The 24,670-nt window shown below is 45.5% G+C and carries 18 protein-coding genes and 3 pseudogenes; 1 reads left to right on the forward strand and 20 read right to left on the reverse strand.

Annotated features, from left to right (window positions below):
- Positions 1-48 precede the first annotated feature (48 nt).
- The 11 genes and pseudogenes from AC58P5_RS07785 to AC58P5_RS07835 all read right to left on the reverse strand — a co-directional run.
- Positions 49-1,485: a hypothetical protein gene (locus AC58P5_RS07785; RefSeq protein WP_497385575.1), complete on the reverse strand. Its 1,437-nt coding sequence runs from the start codon at positions 1,483-1,485 to the stop codon at positions 49-51.
- Positions 1,486-1,734: 249 nt separating this feature from the next.
- A complete protein-coding gene (locus AC58P5_RS07790) occupies positions 1,735-2,253 on the reverse strand; it encodes a DUF2569 domain-containing protein (protein ID WP_497385577.1) in 519 nt (172 codons plus the stop codon).
- Positions 2,254-2,646: 393 nt separating this feature from the next.
- Positions 2,647-3,348: an RNA polymerase sporulation sigma factor SigK gene (gene sigK, locus AC58P5_RS07795; RefSeq protein WP_009673339.1), complete on the reverse strand. Its 702-nt coding sequence runs from the start codon at positions 3,346-3,348 to the stop codon at positions 2,647-2,649.
- Positions 3,349-3,556: 208 nt separating this feature from the next.
- A pseudogene (locus tag AC58P5_RS07800) lies at positions 3,557-3,684 on the reverse strand (sigma factor); the annotation flags it as partial.
- Between the two features lie 358 nt (positions 3,685-4,042).
- The gene (locus AC58P5_RS07805) at positions 4,043-5,017 is read right to left on the reverse strand and encodes a hypothetical protein (protein WP_497385579.1); all 975 of its coding nucleotides are present in this window, start codon (positions 5,015-5,017) and stop codon (positions 4,043-4,045) included.
- Complete coding sequence (locus AC58P5_RS07810) at positions 5,018-6,565, reverse strand: AAA family ATPase (RefSeq protein WP_497385580.1); 1,548 nt, start codon at positions 6,563-6,565, stop codon at positions 5,018-5,020.
- Between the two features lie 509 nt (positions 6,566-7,074).
- Positions 7,075-10,440, reverse strand: a complete 3,366-nt coding sequence (locus tag AC58P5_RS07815) for a DEAD/DEAH box helicase family protein (RefSeq protein ID WP_497385581.1) — start codon at positions 10,438-10,440, stop codon at positions 7,075-7,077.
- 8 nt (positions 10,441-10,448) lie between these two features.
- A complete protein-coding gene (locus AC58P5_RS07820; RefSeq protein ID WP_497385582.1) occupies positions 10,449-11,606 on the reverse strand; it encodes a restriction endonuclease subunit S in 1,158 nt (385 codons plus the stop codon).
- Positions 11,603-13,057, reverse strand: coding sequence for a type I restriction-modification system subunit M (locus tag AC58P5_RS07825; RefSeq protein WP_497385584.1), 1,455 nt, complete (start codon positions 13,055-13,057; stop codon positions 11,603-11,605). The genes AC58P5_RS07820 and AC58P5_RS07825 overlap by 4 nt, the downstream gene beginning before the upstream one ends.
- A 134-nt stretch (positions 13,058-13,191) precedes the next feature.
- Positions 13,192-13,805 (reverse strand): annotated as a pseudogene (locus AC58P5_RS07830) (McrC family protein).
- A gap of 845 nt (positions 13,806-14,650) precedes the next feature.
- Positions 14,651-14,848: pseudogene (locus AC58P5_RS07835) on the reverse strand (RNA polymerase subunit sigma-70); the annotation flags it as partial.
- 363 nt (positions 14,849-15,211) lie between these two features.
- On the opposite strand from AC58P5_RS07835, the gene AC58P5_RS07840 reads away from it, so the two are divergent.
- Positions 15,212-15,814 (forward strand): copper amine oxidase N-terminal domain-containing protein, encoded by a 603-nt coding sequence (locus AC58P5_RS07840; RefSeq protein WP_497385586.1) that lies wholly within the window; start codon positions 15,212-15,214, stop codon positions 15,812-15,814.
- Between the two features lie 91 nt (positions 15,815-15,905).
- Here the strand turns inward: AC58P5_RS07840 and AC58P5_RS07845 are convergent, their stop codons facing one another.
- The 9 genes from AC58P5_RS07845 to AC58P5_RS07885 all read right to left on the reverse strand — a co-directional run bounded on the left by AC58P5_RS07845 (position 15,906) and on the right by AC58P5_RS07885 (position 24,406).
- Positions 15,906-16,331, reverse strand: coding sequence for an SRPBCC family protein (locus AC58P5_RS07845; RefSeq protein WP_497385587.1), 426 nt, complete (start codon positions 16,329-16,331; stop codon positions 15,906-15,908).
- A gap of 152 nt (positions 16,332-16,483) precedes the next feature.
- Positions 16,484-17,194, reverse strand: a complete 711-nt coding sequence (locus tag AC58P5_RS07850) for a hypothetical protein (protein ID WP_497385588.1) — start codon at positions 17,192-17,194, stop codon at positions 16,484-16,486.
- A gap of 260 nt (positions 17,195-17,454) precedes the next feature.
- Positions 17,455-17,700: an Imm51 family immunity protein gene (locus AC58P5_RS07855; protein ID WP_497385589.1), complete on the reverse strand. Its 246-nt coding sequence runs from the start codon at positions 17,698-17,700 to the stop codon at positions 17,455-17,457.
- Between the two features lie 161 nt (positions 17,701-17,861).
- Positions 17,862-18,455 (reverse strand): hypothetical protein, encoded by a 594-nt coding sequence (locus tag AC58P5_RS07860; RefSeq protein WP_497385590.1) that lies wholly within the window; start codon positions 18,453-18,455, stop codon positions 17,862-17,864.
- A 398-nt stretch (positions 18,456-18,853) separates the two neighbouring features.
- Positions 18,854-19,783 (reverse strand): ADP-ribosylglycohydrolase family protein, encoded by a 930-nt coding sequence (locus tag AC58P5_RS07865; RefSeq protein WP_497385591.1) that lies wholly within the window; start codon positions 19,781-19,783, stop codon positions 18,854-18,856.
- A gap of 452 nt (positions 19,784-20,235) precedes the next feature.
- Positions 20,236-21,123 (reverse strand): L-serine ammonia-lyase, iron-sulfur-dependent, subunit alpha, encoded by an 888-nt coding sequence (gene sdaAA, locus AC58P5_RS07870; RefSeq protein WP_497385593.1) that lies wholly within the window; start codon positions 21,121-21,123, stop codon positions 20,236-20,238.
- Positions 21,120-21,800 carry an L-serine ammonia-lyase, iron-sulfur-dependent subunit beta gene (gene sdaAB / locus AC58P5_RS07875; protein WP_497385594.1) on the reverse strand — a complete coding sequence of 227 codons (681 nt, stop codon included), beginning with the start codon at positions 21,798-21,800 and terminating at the stop codon, positions 21,120-21,122. The genes sdaAA and sdaAB overlap by 4 nt, the downstream gene beginning before the upstream one ends.
- Positions 21,801-22,316: 516 nt before the next feature.
- On the reverse strand, positions 22,317-23,387 hold the full coding sequence (locus AC58P5_RS07880; protein WP_497385595.1) for a dihydrodipicolinate synthase family protein: 1,071 nt from the start codon (positions 23,385-23,387) through the stop codon (positions 22,317-22,319).
- 2 nt (positions 23,388-23,389) lie between these two features.
- The gene (locus tag AC58P5_RS07885) at positions 23,390-24,406 is read right to left on the reverse strand and encodes an NAD-dependent epimerase/dehydratase family protein (RefSeq protein WP_497385597.1); all 1,017 of its coding nucleotides are present in this window, start codon (positions 24,404-24,406) and stop codon (positions 23,390-23,392) included.
- Between the last annotated feature and the right edge of the window lie 264 nt (positions 24,407-24,670).

Here is a 24,670-nt window from a genome sequence, read left to right on the forward strand (position 1 = left end):
CACAAGTTCCAAAATACTCCGGAGCCCAAGCTTCGTTTCCTCCGAGCCTTACACATATTGAATCTCCATCCGGATCGGCAAATGGTCGCTAATGGCATGATGGTACACATAATGGGCTTCAAACAAGGAAGACGGCGGTCCCGCCAGCTTAGGCGCGGCATTGAGCATATCGGTAGCCGCTTTCGATTTGCGCTTCTTCGCGTTTTGCCGGTCCCACCAGTTGTTGTAGATCGTTTGGGCCAGACTTCCCAGTTCCGGGGAGTAGGAAGCCGTCGTGGTGGAGCGGGTATCCATAATGGGAGTGCCATCCTGCTGAACGCCGATTTGTACGCTTTTGGGGATCATCACGTCCATCAGGTTGACGACAAAGGCCGCCGAAGGATCGGCTTTGGGGGCTTTCACGAAAAATTTATCGTACTCGCTGGACAGCACACTTTCGATATTCGTGGGACTTGCAACGGTGGTGGAGGGATTCACAAGGATTGAAGTGAGACTCGTTTTGCTGCTCCACAGCCTTTTTCCGTAATTGAGTACGGTTGACAAGGCCGGATTGCTGGCAGGATTGGGGAAATCGGGGCCGGTGATGCGCTGAAAAGGGTGTGCGTTGATATAGGCGTTCTTGGCATCGCGCACATACTGGAGCCTGCCGAGGCTCATGTCAAAATAATTGAGCGCCCATTGTTTGGCCGCGTCCGTCGCGTTTACGTTAAAATCGCCCATAATGACGCCGACAGCCGCGTTCTCGACGGTCGGATTCAATTGGTTGCTGGCGATAATCGGCAGGCTGTCTCCGGGTCCGGGCGCGTGGTAAAGAACGAGGGTGAGGTCGACATTCGTTCCGCTCGTCAGGGCGCGCAGCACGAAAGGCGGGCGGGAACCGCGAAGCGGGAACGCTTCCGGCGTTTCGGCCAGGAGCAGATCGACGATGTCCTTTTTCTGGGCATTGGTCAGGGTGATCGCGGGGGCTTTGTTCGTCAAATCCAGTTGTTTGTAATCTTTCAGCATTATCTGGAACTTTTTGTAAGGAATCATAAAGGCCGCATCGAGCCATCCGTTCTTGAACAGGCTTTTCCAAAACAACTCCTGATCGCTTTTGCTCACTTTGTAGGTTTTGAAATACGTGTCGAACATGGTCTCTCCTACAACATTCCATAACAGGCTTGCCTGTCTGCTGAACAGCCCGCTTTTCCATAGAAAAACATACTGTTCATTGGGCCGCGCCGGCGTCATTTCACTCGCTTCTCCGGTCCAAGTGATGCCGCTGCCCTTGCCGCCGTTCTTTTTCTTCTCCAAGTTGTTGAGGCAGGTGACGAGCGTGTCCTTGATTTCGTTGCCGAGCCAGCCGACCAGCTCCATGATTCCGACGACATCCGATTCGGTCATTTGAATGACCCGGGCGACGTACTCGACGAACGACACGTCGTTCATCTTGTCCTCCCCGAATTTTTCAATGTTCCACGATAAAAGCTTGAGTGAACCTGACACTGCTCATGCCTCCCGTCTTGAATCTCGTTTTAAAATAAAAACAAGAAATTGGATCACTTATACTTTTCTACTATAAATGCCATTTTCCTCCTGTTTATGATCCGAATTTTATGGAATGGTTGGGGGGATGTAGGATTACTTATGTATACAGAAAATTGCCGCGATTCAAGAACGAAGTAAAACCCCTGACAACAATTGTCAAGGGCCATCGTTTAGGCCGGGCAAATCCTTGGTTAATCTCTTTAAACGTCAAGCGATATACGTATTTCTCACACGCTCTGATTTCACAAAATACAAAGTCCAAATCAGACAGGTGATCCCGCTTCTTATCAAATCTTTGAGGGCCCCATCCACAAAATCGGGAGCCAATTCGGAGACGAATGAATAAGCAAGGTAAGAAATTGCGGAAAGCGCCAGGCTCAGCAGCAAGTAAGCGATGGACATCGTTTTAAAAAGCCGCTTGCGTTTGTAGCATAAGTAGCCGAGAACGAGCGGGAATACCGCATAAAACAGATGGGAGAGCGTCTCCACCAAAACAGCCGCGCCCACAGCCGGATAGTCGCTGAAATAAGCGGCAGCTTCTCCTGACTCATACATGGGCCATACATAATCGACCAAGCTATAAACGGCGTAGATAAAAGTGATGATTAACCCGAGCGAAAACATAATCAACCAACCGCCAAATCCCGATATCCCTGTTCGCTCATAATCGCCCTCATAAAACTCTTTTTCGTTGTTGACTTTTAACTCTCTGACAAAAGGTTCCATATTCCGATCCGCTCTTTTCCTGAAATTTGCTTCCCCGTTCATTCAAGCATATTTTGCACCCATTGAATATGGGGTTATTTTGTCGAAAATGCTAAAGAAAAAAAGACCTTATCCAAGGTCTTTCACGGTAGGGTAGGAAGCGCGGGCTCGTTGATGATCTTATGTAGTCAGATGATTTAGGAACGTTCTCCGACTTGTCACCGGTAGCTGTTTCTTCTGAAGCAAGATAGTTGTTATAAAAGTACTTAACGGAACTTTCAAACTGTCGTCAATCAAAAACACCTCCCATACTCTTTTCTCTTATATAGCACAATATGTGCTACATGTATTACAGGTTTAAAATAAAAAAAACCCTCCATCAAGAGGGGTTAATTCTTTGCGGATAAGTCCATCTCATCGCTTCGCTTTGTAAAACTCGTGATACAGCTTCATTAGCGCACGCTTCTCGATGCGTGAAACATAGCTCCGTGAAATCCCCAGTTCCTTCGCGATTTCCCGCTGTGTCCGCTCTTCCCCGCCATGCTCCAGCCCGAAACGTCCGACCACCACTTCTTTTTCGCGTTCGTCCAAAATATCAAGGTTGCGGTAAATCTTGCTTTTCTCGATCTTAAGCTGCACCTTATCGACGACATCATCCGCTTCTGTGCCCAGGATATCGATCAATGTGATTTCGTTGCCCTCTTTATCTGTTCCTATCGGATCGTGTAGAGAAACGTCTTTTCGTGTCTTTTTCAGAGAACGAAGGTGCATCAGGATTTCATTTTCTATACATCTCGCCGCGAAAGTCGCCAGCTTGGTCCCTTTGGTCGGGGAAAAGCTTTCGATCGCTTTAATGAGGCCGATCGTTCCGATCGAAATGAGGTCTTCCAGATCCTCGCCGGTGTTGTCAAACTTCTTGACGATATGTGCAACAAGCCGAAGATTATGTTCGATGAGCAAATTGCGGGCGTGGGCATCGCCTTCCGCCATTTTTTGCAGATACTTGCTCTCTTCCGCCTCGGTGAGGGGCTGCGGGAACGCGTTGTTTTTGACATACGATACCAGCAGTGTCAGTTCTTTGATGAAAAAAGCAATGGCGCTAAACAATCCTGGCAAAGAGGACACCTCCTGCTCCAATTCCCGTACCAACCATGGATTAACGGCTGCGGTCTTATCATTGTATGAGGGCAGATGCCTAATTGTGCCTGTACGGGCGGATTTGATGCGGGGGAGGATTCGAGGGAATGAACAGCGATAAAAAGGTGAATTCATTCCTACCTTGACTGTTGGCGGGGAGTTGTTCGGAATCTAAGGGGGATCGCATCCGTAAATGCATGAGAATCTCGTTCTCTATACTTCTCGCCGCAAAAGTCACCAAATTGGTCCCTTTAGTCAGAGAAAGCTCTCGATCGCTTTAATGAGGCCGATCGTTCCGATCGAAATGAGGTATTCGCTCACCAAGGACATCACTTTGGATGGGCTGGAATGCCGTATGTTAAGTCCTCCATCGAAATCTACCGAGTAATCCGATAACAAAAAGAACCCGAGTTTCATATGCATGAACAATTATTTAAAAAACAGTCTAGTCCTCTGTTATCATTAAGCACCATAAAGGGCAATCGATACCGGAAAGCCATGGCTTGTGGAAGAGTATCAATCAACTGTCCAGCTGAAAAAGATTTGGACCAGAGGTCGGCCACTCATCAAGGCTTTTGTTGGGAACAGAAGCGATTAAAGATTCGGTAACATTATAATCGTAATATCAAGAAGCATGTTGGCTGCAGTGCTGCGATATGAGCAAATATTTTGTCTAGCACAGTTGGAGAAGCGCATCCTCTTCTATTGCCTGTAGAGCTTCTAAAACAGCTTTTTTAACAAACTTATGATCCTGCATTTTAGGCTTACATGCCTTTATTTCTGCATTTATAGCGTGCTCAAAATCAACACCGTAATTCTTCATTGCTTCTGTAATATTTGATACCCAACCATTCAAGTTAGCATCGGCAAAATGATTAATCCTATTCTTAATATCAAATAAACCATTCCAAGTTTCTATCTCTTCTTGAAAACAATCACTACATATTTCTGCATTTTCAATTATTCCAGAAACTATATCGAATGATAACTTGCAATCATTGATTTCTGATGTAAAGGGATAGAAAGTTTTTCCGTATTCATGAGGATTTTTATCATTTTTATACACTGAATTACACGTATTACAAATAGGGAATAGATTTTCTCTTAAGAATGAAACATATGGATATTTTGACTTCGGAAGATAGTGATCGAATGCTTCTCTATATAAATCTTTGGAAGTCAACATATTATCAAGTCCGCAAAATGGACAAACATATTCGATCGCTTCCTCATAAAAACTTTCATAATAATTTTTTAATGTCACTCCCATGTCATTAAAGTACTTAAGCTTTAATAAATTATCATAAAGATACTCTTGAATTAACCTTATGCTTTTTATACAATTTTTAAACTCTATTGTTGCATTTTTCAATAACTCTTCATAAGATATTGGACTAATCTCATTTTTGCAAACTCTTTCAATTTGGATATTCACATTAAATGATTCAACTACTTTAGTTTTTTCTTCATCCAAACTTAATTCAAAATGGTTTTTAAAATTTGCAAAATGCTCTTTTAGAATAATGGATTCCATCCAATCCGGAAAAACAATTTCATCTTTAGCAAAAATTTTACGAAATAAGTCATTGACTTGAGTTATGACTTTATTCATTTCTTCATTATTAAACTGTCTATAAAAATACCACATTCATTTCATCCTCTTTTGAATCTCAAGTAATAGCATCAAGCGTTCTGAAGAATCTCCTAGTTCACTTTCAATTTCCTTCTGAAGACACTCTAGACTCACTAAGTCCTTGTTTTCATATAATTGGTTAATCTTATTTCTAAACTCTCTAACTTTCTGATTAGCTAATTCAGATACAGTGTTTTTCTTATCAAATAAATTAGCACTTATTATATTGGGATTAGCGCCAAAAGTCTCAATTAATAGACCATTTTGAACCCCTCTTTTCATACTAATTACATTTTCTTTTCTTAAATCTGTAATGACTTCAGGGTTATGTGAAGTAAAAATAACGAATGAATTTGTATCAGTTATTTTTGTGAGATAAGAGACAAATAACGATTTCCAACTTGGATTAAAATGTGTCTCCGGCTCATCCAATAAAAACAAGTTATTGCTCCCACTAAAAATATTCATAATACTAATAATCTGCAATATCTGGTACTCACCATCAGAGAATGCTCTTAAATCAAATTCATTACCACTATTAGTTTTTAATATAATTTCTAATAATTCAAATACCTTATTATTTGCAATATTCCAATCAATTAATGAGCTTTTATTTTCTTCAGAACTATGAACTATCTTGTTTCTAGTTCTTTTCTTAATCTTATATACATTATACTCATACAACCTGTGAAAACCTTCAAAAACGGCTAATAAAGCACTTTTTTCTTTAGTCGAATTATCTTCCAATAAATATTGATAATATTCGAATCCGTTTTCATTTGTGTGTTTTTTATTCTGAATATCATTGAGTCCTTTTAACAAATATGTTACTTTTTCATCAAAATAGATTTTATCACCATAAACATCAAATTCATCAAACCTTAGTTTAAATGATTTCACGTACACTTGCTCAATAAATTGTTTTATTAAATCTTGATCTATTGACTTATAAAGAAATGCTGCCAGAACCGATAATTTACTAATTTTATCATCAAAATAATAAAACATCTCATTATATCTCTCTAAAACACCTTTGTTTATTACTTCTCCCGAATTATTTCTTTTCACGGCTTGATTATCTTTTTCCATGAATGAATACAATTTATAATTATAAATTTCATTGCTAATATTCTCATTGTGTCCGGAAGAATATACAATGATTCTCCGAGGAAAAAAAACAAAATAAAGGTTTAAGTTTTCAATTTTAAATTCTTCACTATCATTCAAAATCCACATTCCAAACTTATTATCCCGATTAGAAATCTTGATATTTATCCTATCTACATTTTTCCAGTCTCCTCCTATATTATAAAGGACGCTATTGAACATATGATCTTTAACCAAAGAGTATGTAGCTTCAAACTCAATCTTGCTTTTATAATTTTCTTGTGTTATTTGATTTACAGCCTCAATAAAAATGTTAGAAATCAATTCAAGTAGGATTGATTTTCCACTTCCATTTACCCCCACAATCCCCTGTATATATTCGTTTCCGAACAAGAAAACTTGTTCAGGGTTAAATATTTTGTATTTATTCCATATAATAATTTTATGAATTCTCAATTCATAACCTTCTTTTTTGACCAGTTTATTATATAAAGGCGCAGCAGTTATTGGAATTAAAGATATATAAGAATAAAAATGGAAATATTTTAAAGTTAACTTCGACACAGTCTTATCAAACAGTACAAATATATCTCTTCAAAGTGGGTCTCAAGCATCACTTTCTACAAGAAAGAAAGTTTCGAGTTGACCCATCTACAGATTATGTAATCCCCGGAGCAAACCGTGGAGCGAATTCGAAGTGAGGATTGTCCTGTCATGTGCTTAAAACAAACTTGCACTAACCAAGACTCTTGCAAAAAGCTTCAGCCTTTCCGCATAAAGGAAAGCGGAAGAAGCCCTTTTAAAACACGAACCATTTTTGATTAGCTTTCGCATTCGGCTTAACGGCCTGTCAATTACAATATCTATCAGAAATCCGCACTCGAAGGCGAAAGCCGACACTTCTTCAACTCCAAACTCTTTTCTCCATGCTTTTTCACCAATTTTTAAAACAAAGTTAAATCTACCTACGCTCCAACAAACTCCGCATTTTTATTAATCATATCGATAACACCGATAATCGCTCGTGCGTCGTCCATATTACTACTGAACAATTCTGTGATGCTGCCAACCGAACGGAACGGCTCCTCTTGAAGAACTGATTTCTCCATAATGCCGTTTTTGACGACATAATTAATAATAAGTTTTACAAACCGAAGTTGGTCAATATTTAATCGATTTTCTTGCAAAAATACCATGAATGCATCATTCGCTGCTTCATGATCGAGTCCCACAACCGTTCGTACAAGTTTCGTAATGGGTAAATCTTTATATTCCCGCTCATAGTCCGCCTTCGTACCAAGCTCTGCCCACAGAATCTGCTCAAGTGTCTGCAAATCTTGTTTCGTGATCGGCTTGTTGTTGCGTAATTTATAGATCGCCAGTTGATTCTTGTTGTCCTGCAAATATTGGCTAACCTTTTTACGGTAATTTTGCAGGTCATTGGTGTTATAGAAACCGCGGCTCTCCTCTATAGCAAGCCATTCATCTTTAAAGTTTGTATAATAAATTTGCTGTGTTTCTCGTTCCAGGAACTTAATCAGATCTCGCAGCGCATCCCTGACTTGTTCCATCTCGAAGATATCCGCTTCTTCCCAGAATTCAGCCGTCATAACCTGCTCGATGACACTTCGCTGAGCGACTATTTGAGGAACGGTTCCTAGTTTAGTGAGCTTCTCCGCAGTCCTAATCACTTTGCGAATCGGCCTCACCGATTGTGTTCCCTGAAGTTTAGCGAGTTCGATAATGAGCATCATGTAGTCAAATCTCTTTGCTAATTCATCTTGATCTACTGAAACAACAAGAGGAGCAATATAAGCCCGCAAATCCCCCATATCGGTATCGGTTAAAGAGTGCCATGCAGCGTCATTTTTATATTTGTGGACATATTGGATATGTTGCCTGATGCGAAAATGCTCTTCGTTAAGCGCCTTCACCCTATCCACTAACCCTTTCACCAATTCCGTGCGGTGAGTAATATACGTCGCTTCCTGATATCTTAGTTGCTGAAGCTCTCGTACAAGCTGAGTACGAACATTGAACAATTTCTCCGATAACGTCTCAGCAAGGGCACCCTCCATTCCTTTTGGATTGGCCCGGAAGTATTCAAAGTTGCGACAGAAATCGAAGATCAAAAATTCCTTCTTATCCTCTCCGATCCCGTGCAAATCTTTGCACAGCCGCGTCCCACGGCCCACCATCTGCCAAAACTTCGACTTCGAGCGAACCTTCTTAAAGAACACCAGATTCACAACCTCCGGTATATCTACCCCCGTATCCAGCATATCCACAGAGACGGCGATTTGCGGAAGCTTGCTCCATATCGAGAAATCATCAATTAGGGATTGATAATATTGGGTCTTTATATCAATCACGCGTGCAAAATGTCCCTTGAGTGCCGGATACAGGCTATCGAAACGCTCCACGATCGCAACAGCATGTCGATGGTTTTTGGCAAAAATAATGGTCTTGCCCAGCTTGTCTCCGCCTTCTACCTTCAGCCCCCGAACCATCACAAATTGCATCACCCGGTCAATCGTATCTTGATTAAACAGCCACTCATTGATTGCTGTACTATCAATATCTCGTGGTTCCTCTTCTTCCTCTGTGAGCAGCACTTCATCGTACTGCTCCTTCTCCTCTTCGGTCAGGTCGTCATATCGTATACCTTCATCCAACATTTTGGTCGTCGTTTCCACCGTCCGATAATCCACCAAATGTCCTTCTTTAACGGCTTGCTCCAGTTCATAGGCAAACGTTGGAACTCCATTTTCCAGTTGGAACACATCGTATGTATTCTTATCGACCTCGTCCTTGGGCGTTGCCGTCAAACCAAGAAGGATTGCATCAAAATAATCGAATATCGCCTTATATTTCTTATACACACTTCGATGCGATTCGTCGATAATGATCAAGTCAAAATGACCAACCGTAAACAGCTTTTTGCCGTTCTTCCGCTTGGTCTCGTCGATGGCATTCATCATCGTTGGGTAAGTAGAGAATACGATCCTTGCCGTCTCTGGATTGTCCTTGCTGTCCAACAGATTGCACAGTGTAGTATCGGGCAAGTATTGACTGAAGCTGTTTTTCGCTTGAAGAACCAGTGTTGTACGATCCGCAAGAAACAGCACATTTTTCACCCAATGATGTCGACTTAACACGTCAACAAGCGCACTCGCCGTTCGTGTCTTGCCGCTGCCTGTTGCCATAACGAGCAATGCGGTCCGCTGTCCTTTGTTTAACGCGTCGCACACCGACAAAATCGCTTCCTGTTGATAAGGACGATTCACAATAGAATTGTTGATTTGTACTTCTTGCAACGGTTTACGGATTGAGCGGCGGTTCATGAGCAACTGTAGCTCATCCTGACTGGCGAATCCAGATACCAGCCGACTAGCATAGTGAAGATCGTCCCAGAAGTTCGTCACAAAACCGTTCGTATAATAGATCACAGGTCTCTGTCCGTATTGTTGTTCCAAACAATCCGCATACAGCTTTGCCTGCTGCTTCCCCACATTCGGATCTGTGCTGGCACGTTTCGCCTCCACCACCGCAAGCGGCTTCCCATTCTCTCCAAATAGGACGTAATCCACATAGCCGATTCCTTGCCTGTTCGGCATTCCCTCAACTTTTACTTCTTCTAGTACATTCATCTGAAATATCCAGCCAGCCAGCTTCAACTCTAGCTCAATGTAACGCTTGCGGGTCTCATATTCGCTGATTTCATCCGGTACAAAGTCATATGCCTGAAGATTGTGTGCTTTACGCTCGGTCAGTAGCTTTCGCAGTTCTTCATTCTCCTTGACCAAATCCTCCAATTTTCGATCTTTCGAACCCAAGCGGTCGTATAAATCTTGCAGTTCTTGAGGTCTAATCTTCTCCTGTTGCTTATTCTCTTCCAACAGAATTTGTTCATCAAAGCTTCTGGCCGTATACTCGATAGAGTAGCAATAATCGATCCAACTTATGAAGTTATGAAGGTTGCGAATGGATAAGATCGCTTCTCCACGACTGATTGTGGCATTTGAATGCACTGCTACATTACCCAGCTTCGTAATATATTTCAATTGTGGCAGCATGGACTGATCAATGACGCGGAGAAACGATACATCATGGATCAAGCTTGACAAATTATCTTGATAAGGGACCTTCAAGTCGCTGTCGTAGGTAAACAGCCATTTGACCGCAAGCTCGAGCGCACGTCGACTGAGGATCGCGCTGGTCGCCGGACTGACGACCAGCGCTTTCTCTGCCTCCATACAAGCGCCCGCAAAGCTATTGTATGTTTCAAACTTATTTAGAAATCCAAAGTTCGATAGCTGAACATCAATCATCGCATTCACTACCCTTCTTGTAATGTGAGCTCACCCTTGAAGGCTTTTTGAAGAAGCGCTTGGAAGTTGGATTCTAGTTGTTGTAAGGATTTTATTTGCTTTTCTTTTTCTGCTTGTATCTTTATTAAGACTCCTTCAAATCTATTCTGCTCATCAATTGGTGGTAGTTTAATCTTCAGAGATTTTATAGCATTAAAGTTTAACCCAGACTTAACACCAACTTGATCCAATGTGGAAAATTGTATCTTCCCCCCCGTGCTTTCAAGATAATGAGCCACATAGTAAGGGTTACATTTTAGGTTAAGTCTTAATATTGATAAATGTTGGTTTATATACGCCCCCTTTTCAGCTGTGTACTCATCTACAACAGCAGTTCGACCAAGGTCAGCAGTTATTGAAAGCAACAAATCTTTATACTTTACTTTTGTTCGCTCTGCTTCTTTAGTATTTGGGGCTTTTACATATGTCACATCATCCAACCACAACTTCCCGTTCTTCACATTCTTTATAGTAATAAAAAGCTCTCCAGCACTAGAAAAGTATTGTGACCATCCCCTCGAACCACTTGTAAGAAAATCTAGTAGCGAATCCATAGGCACAACTTCATAATTGAACGAATTCGTAACTGGATCACCGAACATATCCAAAAACACCGCTTGCACCAATTCATCAAGTCTGGTTATGGCTTGTTTCCGTTTGTCGATTAAGACTTGGGCTTTGTCTAGGATAGTTGCAAGTTGCTTCTGTTCGTCGAATGATGGCAATGGAACTTCAATTTCTTCTAATACTTTTTTCTGAATATGAGGTATCGTTGCTCCAGTACAATTTTCTCTTAGATAAGAACTTTTAGACTGAAGAAACATTGCAATGTATGGAATATGATTATCGTTATTTTTTGGCCTTAACACCGCTAACGTACTGCCTATGATTCCAGTAAGGTTATAACCAATCGTACCTGCATTGGCGCCATCCCATGCGATCAATACGTTATCTGAGTTAACATAAACACCAGAGTCAGTTTTTTTTACCATTTTTATATTATTATCATTTCGCAAATCGTCTATCTGAATATACCTAACCCTCTCATTGACTCCAGCTACTACAGTTCCTTCATACTTTTTTCCTTTCGAGATCGTAAATAAATCTCCAATCCTTTGCTTCCTCACCCCAACAGCGCCTCCAATTCAGCAAGCCCCTCCACAATCTCCGCCTCAAGCTGCTTAATCGAAGCGAGAATTACCTTCGGATCCTCATACTGGACTTCCTCATAGACCATTTCCTTGTAGCGATTAATGCTTAAATCATAGGCATTGCTGCGAATCTCTTCTACAGGGACAAAGAAGGATTGCTCGGTGCGTTTACGCGCTTTCTCAGCTTCCAGCTTGCCGAAGCGCTCAATAATATCGGGAATATCATTGGACTCAATCGAGTTACGCTTATCATCCAGAGATAATCCGTCCGCCTTCATATCATAGAACCACACCTGATCCGTTCCACCTGCACCTGTCTTGGTAAAGATCATAATAGCGGTGGATACGCCGGCATACGGCTTGAATACGCCGCTTGGCATCGAAATAATTGCTTCTAGCTTATGATTCTCAACGATTTCCTTACGAATCGCTTTGTGAGCTGTACTGTTTCCGAACAGAACCCCATCCGGTACAATGGAAGCACAACGACCGCCAACTTTTAGCATACGAAGGAAGAGAGCCAGAAACAGCAGCTCCGTTTTCTTTGTGCGAGTCACGCGCAGCAGGTCTGCTGATACTGCATCCGCATCCAACGAACCTTTGAATGGCGGATTGGCTAAGATTACCGTATATTGGTCCTTGTCTGTATTGTTTTCATTCAGCGAATCACGGTACTCAATATTCGGATTGTCCACGCCATGCAACAGCATGTTCATAGCACCGATGCGCAGCATCGTGCGGTCCATATCGAAGCCATGGAACATGTCATTATTGAAATGCTCTCTAAGTCCCTGAACGAGAAATAGGTCTGCATGCTCTTTACGCAAGTACTCCCCTGAAGAGACCAAAAAACCTGCCGAACCTGCAGCAGGGTCGCAAATGATATCCTCTGGCGTCGGCTTCATCAAAGCGACCATCATGTCGATAATATGCCGGGGTGTTCGGAACTGTCCGTTCGTCCCTGCTGTTGCGACCTTGGACAACAGATATTCGTACAAATCTCCCTTCGTATCCCGATCCTTCATATCAATCGTATCGATCCCCTCGACAATGCGTACCAGCATATTCGGAGTCGGAATCATGAAGATGGCATCGCCCATATATTTGGCATAGGCCGAATCCTTATCTCCATGAAGTGATTTAATAAAGGGAAATACTTCAGTGGATACAACCTCAAACATGCGTTGCGGATCCAAATCCTTAAATTGACTCCAACGCAAGTACTGCTTATCATTTGGAAATAAGCGGATAAAAGGGACGGATAACATCTCGGATTCATTTTCCTTGCGAGTCTCTGTTTCATCCAACCCTTTAATGAATAGCAAATATGTGAATTGTTCGATAACGCTTAATGGATTCGTAATACCACCAGTCCAGAATGTTTCCCAGATCCGGTCTACCTTTTGTCGTAATTCACCTGTAATCATAGTTGTCTCCTCTTCATGTAAATTCATGTCTAATTATACAGCAGATTATCCTAACTTGACATAAATCTAATCATTACCAAGCACAATATTCATCAATTCAGTGGATAATTCATCCACGTATGCTTTTCCAAGACTCAGATCCAAAAATGCGATCCTAACTTGCCGTAAGCATAGGCTTGATACATATCAGCCTGCGAAATACCGTAGTCCGGGGTATTTGTGAGCCTCTTCCACTTGGTATCCAGAACGATAACCCCGGCTGGCCCATGGACAACGATATCCGGTTGTAATTGAAACCTTGCTGGATTATGAAACAATCTGTATGTTCGATCCTGGGTCTTTATCTGTAAAAGAGGATTTAAAAAAACTTTTTTTAGAATGCCAGCCAAGTATTGTTCATATACCTTCTCCATCGGAAACAGTAGTGCATAAGCATAACTATCGCCTTTGAACGGAGTAAAGCTTTGACCTGACAGGAATAACCGGCACCAGTCCAAATTGTCTTATAGTCCTTCATCATGCGATCCGTCGAAATACATGCCCAGTCCTGTTCCAGATGCCCCGATGTCTCAACGCTGTCAAACGCAGCCAATAACGTGTATAAATCCCTCTGATTATCCTTGCTTCCGCTTATCTTCATCAACAGCTCAATGGTAGTCTTGATCAGCCGATTCTCCGGTCGATTGACACTATATACGTCATATTCAACATAGAAACGTTCCTTATGTGCAGCATCCGTGTATACAATTTGGGTAGAATCTCAATTTGCGTACCATCGTTCATCGCAATGACACCTACATAATTTTTTGCGCTAATGACTTTGCCAATTCCTCTCCTGATCGACAAGGTCATGAATTCAATCGGCTCTGCCGCCTTCTTGGTCGCTCTATTTTCCGAGAATCGAGGTTAAAATTATCGCTAATGCGAAGCTTGTCCACGATCAAATTCCAGATGGTGCTTTTTGTCGCTACCATTATTTCCAGCAAACACAACCATTATGGCAGCAGCTTTACTCATGCGGAACCCCTCGGTTTTCGATGGGTTCAATTACACCAGTTATGTATTCTTTAACAATTTGACGGTTATACGCTTGTTAAACAATATCGGTATCATTTGCTTTGGCATCAATCTTGGCCCGTTCACCTGGGCTTAATCAGCTTTTACAAATCTTGAATATGATTCGTCGTCATAAGTGACACCTTCCATCCTTATTTCTTAAATAATTTGTTTCTATCAACTGGAGACAGACCATAGAATGATACAATTCATTATCAAAAACCCTCGGAGAAAAAGATTTTAGCATTTCCGAGTCCCATGGCTTTGCCAAGTCTATGCTCCGTCTGGCTTTGTTCAATCACAGCCCTTCCGCCTAAGATCAGTTTGAATGGGTGATTGTTGCGGTGAACTTACCTTACTAAAATCAATTTTATCTGTAGTATAACATACAGCATTCAAAGGCCAGAAGCTGATAAGCTAACCTTTTTCTCTGATTGGCTTGCAGTCGGCTAAGGCTTGTTCACCCTCACCTCACAAACCTCCTACTGCACACAAATCGAGCCTTTTCCTGACACCAGTTCATGTTCATAACGTGTTGACGATATGTGCAACAAGCCGAAGATTATGTTCGATTAACAAATTGCGGACGTGGGCATCGCCTTCCGCCATTTTTTGCAGATACTTGCTTTCTTCCGCCTCGGTGAGGGGCTGCGGGAACGCGTTGTTTTTGACATACGATACCAGCAGTGTCAGTTCTTTGATGAAAAAGGCAATGGCGCTAAACAATCCTGGCAAAGAGGACACCTCCTGCTCCAATTCCCGTACCAACCATGATTAACGGCTGCTGTCTTCTCATTGTATGAGGGCAGATGCCTAATTGTGCCTGTACGGAAGGAATTGGTGCGGGGAGGATTCGAAGGAATGAACACCGATAAAAAGGTGATCTCATTCCCTTCCTTGTCTATTGGAAGGAGTTGTACGGGAAATCGCCGGCTGTGGCTGAGCGCAGATGCATCGGGTTTTCGATATTTATGCTCTGAGTACAGTTAGTTAAAATCTCGCTTCTTCACCTTTATTCGACAAAATACCCCCATTTCGAACACTGGTAAAATATGCTTAAATGAGGTTTGTACCTATATTTAGAATGGAGACATAAGGATGAAAAAGAAAATTATCATGCTTGTCGCTGCGTTTAGTGTGTTCGCAGGGGTTGTATCTGCATCAAGCATTAATGGAGTTTACAAAGGAAATGCCATCGTCAAGGTCACGGTTAACGGCAATGAAGTCAAAAGCGAAGTACCTGGAATCAATTTGGACGGGACCACCATGCTTCCTGTGAGATCCGTTTCTGAGGCGCTGGGAGCAGAAGTGAAGTGGGATCAGAATACTTATACGGCGGAAATAGAATCATCGCCGACTTTTAAAAGCCTGGATGAGATAGCGAGGCATTTAAAGAACTACAATATTCATTCTGTTGATTACCATACGGATGGATCCGGCCACACGGAATTCATTGCTATTTATGAGGGTCTATTCTTTATGGGGAATGAAAATAAATATAATGAGGCAGTCAAGGAAATAGCAAAGCAAGCAATCACTCTGGGAACTACTGATTTTATTTTCGCTGATATGCTTAATCAATCCATAGCAGGAACTACAGAAAATGCTCGTACTTTTTATAACGGTAAACTAACGGAAACTCAATTTTTTGATACCCTTATTAGAGAGAATATAGAAGAAGAGATCGAGCTGGATTCATAAAAAAGTATTAAAAAAAGGGGCCCTCGGTTGAGGACCCTTTCTTCTATTTCTCACAAGCGACTCCGTCGCTTTGAACCAATTTTATTTTTCTTTATAAGGCTTCACTATATTTTTTAAAATTATCTAGAATCGCCTGCCATCCTGCTTTCTGCATCTCAACGGAATTGGCGGCTTCGGCTTCAAAAACTTCAATTACCTTAGTGTTGTTTTTTTGATCAATAAACGTGATCGTAACGTTTCTTCCATCTCCAAGCGTGTAAGAAATCAATTCATTTATTCTGATTTCATCATATTCTCCGCCAAATTCAAATCCAAAACTTCCATCTTTCGCTTCCATTCTTGTGAGAAATTTTCCGCCAACCCTTAAATCATTTTCGGCTTTCGGGGCATGCCAGTCATCAGAAGCAAAAGACCATTTCGTTATATGCTGTGGTTCTGTCCAATATTCCCACACTTTTTCAACGGGAGCATGAACTGTGGCTTCTACCGTTATGGTTACTTTATCGCCGGTTTCCATTCTAATTACCGCCCCACTCTATTAAATTTGTACTATCGATAATTATACCATTGTGCAAATGGGAAACGATAGTTCAAAAAACACCCATTATTACCGATGATTCATACGAAAAATAGATTAAAGACTCCCTCTATAAAAAGAGACTCCCGCCCTCATCCCTTCGACGTTTTCGGAGTCGGTTTCGGCGTGGAAGGCGGCGAAGGTGTAGACGGTTTGGCCGCTGGCGTCGGAGTCGGCTTGGCGGTTTCCGGCTTTGCCGTCGGCTTGGGCGTCGGCTTAGACGTCGTCGTCGGTTTCGGTGAAGCGGAAGCCGCAGGCTTAGACGACGGAGAAGCGGTCGGCTTGGGCGACAGCGTGGTTCCCGGTTTTGCCGTTGGCGACGCCATCGGTTTTGACGTGTTCGTTGCCGTCGGTTTTGGCGTGTTCGATGCCCCGGGTTTAATCGTCGGCGATACGGTCGGGGCAGGCGATATTTTTGCCGTCGGCTTGGGTGTCAAGGTTGGCCTTGGCGTCACGGTCGGCTTAGCCGTTTTATACGGAACGATGATCGTAGTGTCCGTATCGGCATCGTCTTCCCGGTTTTCGTCGGCAGATGCCCCGCCCTGCTGCGTCCCCTGCTCAGGCGCGACAACGGGGGTCTGGTCCGCAGTCGGCGCTTTGGCACCGGCCGGCGTTGACACCGGCACGTTTAATGGCTTCTCGGGTCCCGCATTTACCGCGCCCACGATCATCAGCACGAAACAAGCCCCGGACCCCATAAAAATATTTTTGGCTTTTCCTTTTTTCCGGATAACGGCGACAACGGCCCATACGAACAAAGCGACACAACCGAGTAAACTTAACATGCCAATCGAATTCCACATAAAAAGATACAGCCTCCCGTGTAGTTTCAAGACTTTTAGTATAGCAGAATCCGGTTTGTTTTAGAGGAAAAATTTTGCACTTTTTCGCTGCTCCTATCGCCCGCCGGAAAAAAGAAAAAGAAGCCTTCCGGGCTTCTTTTTTAGCTTATCAAACTCACTGGATACCGGTGTGACGCTCCAAGTTCTCCTGAAGCCGCTTACTTATCATGTGTGGTGTCATATTTATTGAGAAATTAGATTTTTTTCGATTATTGGAACCTTCAGATTTGAAGAAATGCACAAAACATTCCTGCTTCAGGATCAAATCTGATATCTTCTGCCAGATGCGGTTTTCTTTCATCTAAAAAAACTTGTGCTAAAGATCCCCAATCATAACCATTTCCCTCAAAGCCTTCATCTTCTCTTGTTTCAAAAATTTCCGGTTTATAACTTCCTGTGTTCAAACATACAGAAAAACTACTTTCATGGGCTACCCAGAAGAAGGGTACTGTATATTGTGCCCTCAATCATTATAATATCTTTTTCTCGATCCAGCTTCACGCCAAAGGGTAGATAGAAATCGTCCGGCATAATCATTTGTTTTCTTTGCATATAATTACAGTATGAGCTCAAATCCCTTGTTGTAACGCGGCTTTTAGCGATTTTTCGAGCATTCAGCAAACCCTAATTAACTCTTGATTTTATTAATGATATCCTGATAGTATTGTTTACCGTATTCATTGTTAGACTCTTCTACTTTTTTATTAAAATATTGTATGGCCTCATTTTTATATGGTTCCGGAATTTTTTCTAAATACAAATCCATTATAGTTTCAAAAGAACTTTCGGCTACTTTTTTGGGTGACATTTTTTTAATATTCATAAAATATTCCCACTTTTTATCGTAATTTTCAAAATGCTTCAATCTAGGCAGGAATATTGCGACATAAGGTCCTATGTTACTTTTACCGGAATTTTCCAGCATGAATTCGTAAATTTCCTTAGTTTCCGGAAGATCGTATCTCTGAATCATATTCCCAATTGCTGAAACAAGCAGAACTGCAAGTTTAGTATTATCCTTATGCTTATTATAGATATCAAGAAGGGTTTTAGAAAACTTCGGATCATTAAATAAATCTTGATAATAAATTGAAACCTCTAACCTGGGCGTTTTCTCAAACTCTTTTACAGCAAGAAACAGCTCTTCATCACTCCATTTATGCCAATCAGATATTTTCTCTTTTAATAGGCTGATATTTTCAATATTTTTTTTAGTGTCCATATAGTTCTATCACCACCATTTTCCTTTATACCACCTTTATATTTAGCAGGTATTTTGCAGTAAAGCTCTTTATATAACGGCATATTTCTCTTTTAAGTGTTGATAGGAACCATAACCCTTCGGCAATTTCTCGCAAATTTTTTTCAAAAGCCCCGTCCCATCCTCGGACCCCAAATACCTTCTTGACAGGCCCGATCCAATAAACATTATAGGCATCGTGTCAAATTGTTGTAAGAGTTATTCCAATTGTCTCTCCATCATTTGAGGCCCCCATCATGAGATGTCACCCGAATCAGGTTCCACGAAAATACTAAAGGTCATAGCATCAATATTGAATTTTCTAAAATTTCGAAAAAAATTCTCATTAATTCTGACAACACACATTATAAAAACAACCGTTAAGTACGCTGCAAGCCGTACAGCTTCCGCGCGATCTCCTCGATCTTCCCGCGCATCGCCAGCTTCTCCCGCCACGATTCCGGTATGCCTCCGTAGCCATAATAGGCTCCGGCAATCTGCCCGTAAACGGCTCCCGTCGTATCGGCGTCGTCGCCCAGATTAACGGCCAGAAGCGCCCCGTCCTCAAAGCTCGAGGACTTGTCAAAAGCCCACAAAGCGGCTTCCAGCGACTGGACGACATAGCCGGAGCCTTTGATCGCCGGCGGCTCCTTGCGCCGGTAAGAGCCGCCGAGGATCTCGGCGAGCCCGCCGGACAGCTCCAGTCCGGACGCCGCCATCCATTCGCGGTAAGCATCCGGCTCCAGGAGCTCCGCTTTGCTGCGGCCGTGCAGACCCGCGAGGAGATAGCAGGCGAGCAGTCCGCACGCCTGCAGGCACTCCGCCGTGCCGTGGGTCGTGCGCGAGCTCTGCACCGCGAAGCGGACGGCAGCCGCCGGATCGGCGGCATAGAACATCGGCACGGGAGCCAGCCTCATGATGGAGCCGTTGCCGGCGGAGTACGGGTCGAGAGAGCCGCTGAAAGGCTCGCCCGTGCGCTCGAAGAGCAGCAGCGCTTCCCGCGTCGCGTTTCCGATGTCGAAGCACGTGCCCGTGCTGCTCATGTACCCGTTTTTGAACCACCTTACGTAGCGGCTCATCTGGTCGGCGGGATCGAAACCGCCTGCCGCCAGCAGGCTTTCCGCCAGGCATAGCGCCATCGACGTATCGTCGGTCCACTGGCCCGGCTTCAGGCCGAAAACACCGCCGCCGATCATATCTCGAAGGGGTTCGAACGTCCCCGGTCTGCTGAATTCCACTGCCGTCCCCAGCGCATCGCCCGCGGCGAGACCGGCCAGGCAGCCATGAAAACGATCCAGGGTTAGTTCCATAACGTTTCAGCCTCCCAGCTTGGTTGTATGTATACAACATTCTTCACCTTGCGGCCGTTCTCCTTTTCTCCGCTTTAAAACAAGACCGCTGAGTACTGCGGCGCATCGCGCTCATTTTTCCATTCCGCGTGACGCGATCTTGCGGCACCACACGACCCGCTGGAAGCTGCGGTCGGTGCCGCGGGAGAAGCCCAGGGCCAATGGTTAAGCACGCCTCTCCCGTTCCAAGATTCTCTGCGCCCTCACCCTGCTTCCACACGTATATAAAAAAGACACGTCCGGCAGTCCGGACGTGTCTGTGTTTCGCCATGCGAGCTTCTAGCGCGCGGCGGGGCATTGCGTTGCGGTGGTCCACCACATGCAAGGCGCACCGCTTTCATCCGCAGTAGGCAGAGATGGCTCCATGTCCCGAACAAGCTTTATTATGCAGCATTCCGGCCGGCTCACAACCTCTAAGTACGCTTGCGGCTGAGCTTCAGCTCCTGCATCATTTTTTTGCCGGTCGGCGTCTGGGCCAAACCGCCCTTGGCCGTTTCCCTGTACTTCTCCGGCATAGCGGATCCGGCCTCGTACATCACCTGGATGACTTCGTCGGACGGAATCGCGCTGCGCACGCCGGCAAGGGCCATGTCCGCGGCGGCCAGCGCATTGACGGCGCCGAAGCCGTTGCGGACGATACACGGAATCTCCACGAGGCCGCCGACGGGATCGCAGATGAGCCCGAGCGTGTTTTTCAGCGCCAAGCCGACGGCGTGAACCGCCTGCGCGGGCGTTCCGCCCCGCAGCTCGACCATCGCCCCGGCCGCCATCCCGATGGCGGAACCGACCTCGGCCTGGCAGCCGCCTTCGGCGCCGGACACGAACGAGTTGTTCGCGATGATGTAGCCGATGGCGCCGGCGCTGAACAGGCCCATCACCAGATGGTCGTCTTCCCAGCCGAACCGCTGCTGGGCGCTGACGAACACGCCGGGGATGATGCCGCAGGAGCCTGCGGTCGGTGTCGCGATGACGCGGCCCATGGACGCGTTCACTTCGGACACCGCAAGCGCGTAGGCCATCGCCCGGCACGCTTCCTCGCCCACGGACGGAACGGAGCCGGACATATAGCTCATGACGCGCTGGGCGTCCATGCCGGTCAGTCCGCTGCGGGACGTCGTGTCCTCGGTGAGGCCTTTTTGCACCGCTTCCTTCATGATCTTGTAGTAATCGGCCATCTTGCCGAATTCCTGCTCCGTGCTGCGGCCAGATTCCTTCGCCTGTTCCTCCAGCATAAACTCGGAAATCGATTTGTTCTCGGCCGTGCAAATATCCGCCAGTTCTTTCAGCGTCCGAAATCTCATGATTGCCCTCTTTCCTTCAGATCCACGATCTTCACTCCGTCTATCTCGCTCAGCTGCAAAATCTCCCCGATCAGGTCATCCGTTATTACGGAATCCGCTTCAATCACCGTCATGGCGTCGCCGTTGCGGCCTTTGCGGTCCAGATCCATATATCCGATATTCACACGGTGCTTCTGCAAAATAGCGGTTATATCGGCGATCATTCCGGGCCGGTCATGATGGGAAACGGCCAGCGTCGGAAATTCCCCCGTGAATTTCAGGTCGAATTGGTTAACCCCGAGAATTTCGATATTGCCTCCGCCTATCGATGCGCCGACCATGCTCAATTCCTGGCCGCCGGCATAGAGAACGATTTTCGCTGTATTCGGATGAACGGTCAGCCCTTTGCTCGTATGAAAAACGATTTCGATACCCGCCGCTTCCGCATCCTCCAAAGAATCCGGAATCCGGCTGTTGTCCGTCTCATAGTTCAGCAGGCCGCCGACAATCGCCAAATCTGTCCCATGGCCGCGGTACGTATCGGCAAAAGACCCGTAAAAAGTCAGCTCGGCTTTCTCCGGCTGCTGACCGAATAGCTGCCTGGCCACACGCCCAAGGCGGATGGCTCCGGCCGTATGGGAGCTCGATGGGCCGATCATCGAAGGACCGATAATCGAAAAAACATCTTTGAACCGCACCCAGTATTCCTCCCTGTCCTAATCATTTTAGCAGGGCGGCAGCGTTTACACGGCTTTCCGCTCGGCCGGGCTGATCCGATAAATTAATTGACCAGCACCTAATTCCTATTCTATTGCGATTCTCGTTTCTATTCAACTGCCGGACCTTGTAACGGGCCGAACATTTTCAAAGCGGGGTTTAGCTGTTAGCTGAAGGGGATGGCTGAACTGCCGGAAGAACGGCCGAATAAAGGGCGGAAATGAGATAAAACGGCAAGCAACCGGCTTGCAGAACTTCGCTTGGTTTCACCCCGATATATACATTTGGTTGTCTTCATGGCTTACTTACAAGTGATTACATATGATTACATATGCGATCCCGCATACTCACGAGTTCCGTAACGCCGCTAGGATCACTTGTCATTAAAAGGAATTTTTGAAGTGGAATCACATCCTGCCGGTCTACAGGCGGTTTCCTGATCTAGGGACATGGACATCCAGCCTGGTCTGCTGGCGGCCCGCCCCGACTTCCGCCCCTTAATCCGTGAGCCATTCACTCAGGTGCGCCTTCACAAAAGCATCGTCGTTCAAATGAGGATAATCCCGGTAAACGCGGTCGATTTCGTCCATTTGTCCCGGAGAAAGCTCTTCGCGCGGGTTGAGGCACCAGCGGCCTTGCAAAAGACCCTGTCTCCGCAATACCTCGTGTATGCCCGGAATACAGCCCTCGAAATGATGCGCCGGATCGAAAAACGCCGCGTTTGCATCCGTTACCTCAAGGTTCCTCGTCAGCCACTCCGCAGGGATTTCGCGGTTGTCCCGCACTTTTTTGACCGCTTCCAGCAGTTCCACCGCTTTGTGCGTCCAAACGGCCCAGTGACCCAGCAAACCGCCGACGATTTTCTTCTCAACCGTTTGTCCGTTCACCTGAAAGCGGTAGGTTGTCAGCAGATCCGTGACAATGTTGTCGTCGTTGCCCGTATACAGCGCAATCTCGTCCCTGCGCTCCGAGCAGCAGACGGCCCGGACGACGTCAATCGTCTGGTAGCGGTTGAACGGCGCCATTTTGATGGCCACTACGCCCGGAATTTCGACGAACTGCCTCCAGAAGTCGAAGCTGAAAATCCGCCCGCCTACCGACGGCTGCAGGTAAAACCCGAACACCGGAATGAGTTCGGCGACAGTGCGGGTCCGTTCCAGAATTTGTGCTTCGTCGTACCCTGTTAAGCCGCCCATGCTCAGCAATCCGATATCATAGCCGAGCTTTACGGCAAGTTCCGCTTCCCGGATCGCCTGTTCCGTAGGACCGCAGATCCCCGCGATTTTGAAAAAAGGACGCCGGAGCTCCGCTTTCTCCACTTCCTCGGCCGCAAGGCGCAGAACCGGCTCCAGCAGGCCGACCTCCTTATCGCGGATCTCGAACTGGGTGGAATGGACGCCGACGGCGATTCCGCCCGCTCCCGATGCGATATAGTAGCGGGTCAGCGCCCGCTGGTGCTTTTCATCGAACTGCCTGTTCTCGTCGAGTGCGAGAGGATGGGCGGGAATCGCCACGCCGTCATGCAGCGCGGCCAGCATGTCGGGACTTAAGTTTTTACGGGCTGCCATGATCAGAATTTCCCCTCTCTCTCCTGGAAATGGGTCGGTTTGTTCCACGTATGGCCGTCCGCTTCTACCCACTCCGCAATCCAGTCGATCATTTGCAGAACGGACACTTTCGGGTAGCCGAACGTTTGGCTCGCCTTCGATGAATTGCTCAGCAGTGCCGTATCCGACTCGCTTCCTTCGAAGATCGGATCGACTCCGAGCCTGCTGCCGAATTCGTTTGCGACCCAGCGCAGCGAAAGCGTCTCGGGCCCCGTGACGTTAAACACCGCAGGAGGCGTGCTGCAATGATTCAGACAACGGATGGCGATTTCGTTCGCGTCTCCCTGCCAGATCACGTTCGCGTGTCCCATCGTAATGTCGATCGGCTTGCCCGCTTTGACGGATTTGGCGATTTCGAGCAGCACTCCGTAGCGCATATCAATGGCATAATTCAACCGGTAGATCGCCATCGGAATGTTATATTTGTGCGAAAAGTACGTGAACACCCGCTCGCGTCCAAGACTGGACTGACCGTACTCCCCGACGGATGCGGGCGGCGTGCTCTCCGTGGCTCCCCCTTGGTGAACCGGTGTGATCGGATAAACGTTCCCCGTGGAAAACACGACAATTTTCGAATCCCGGTACTTTTCGGCTACCCGCCCAGGCAAATACGTATTCATCGCCCAGGTGAAATGTTCGTTTCCAGTCGTTCCGAATTTGTTGCCCGCCATGTAGATGATATTTTTCACGTCCGGCAGTCCCCGGAGCTGTTCGTCGTCAAGGAGGTCCACGGCAAACGTCTTGACCCCGTCTCCCTCAAGCTCTTCCCGCAAACCGCCGGATGAGAACCGGGAGGCACCGTATACTTTTTTGTCCACGCCCGCTTCTTTGATGGCATTCATCGCCAGCCTCGCCAGGCTCGGCCCCATCTTGCCCCCGATCCCTAGGAGCATAATATCCCCCTCCAGATTGGCCATATCGTTGATAAGCGCCTCAGAGGGCCGCGCCAGTTTCGCTTCCAGTTCTTGAACGGTTTTCATACAGGTCTCCCTTTCTGCTTTCCAAGATAGTTCCAGTATTTCATGCCGGAATATATAAAGACAAGGTCTTTAAAACGTCTAATAAAAGCGATAATTTGTCTCTAAATCGAGCCTTCTTAGAGGTTATCTATTTGAAGCAGGATAGGATGAAAAAGCGATGATACCAAGGAAAAACAAGCCTATACTGGAAGGATTCTTGGTCAGATTTCGTTTTTTATCCGCTGATCCGGATTTGGTACCTGAACGTCCAATTTAGAGACACAA

The organism is Paenibacillus sp. JT31N7 (assembly GCF_059692095.1).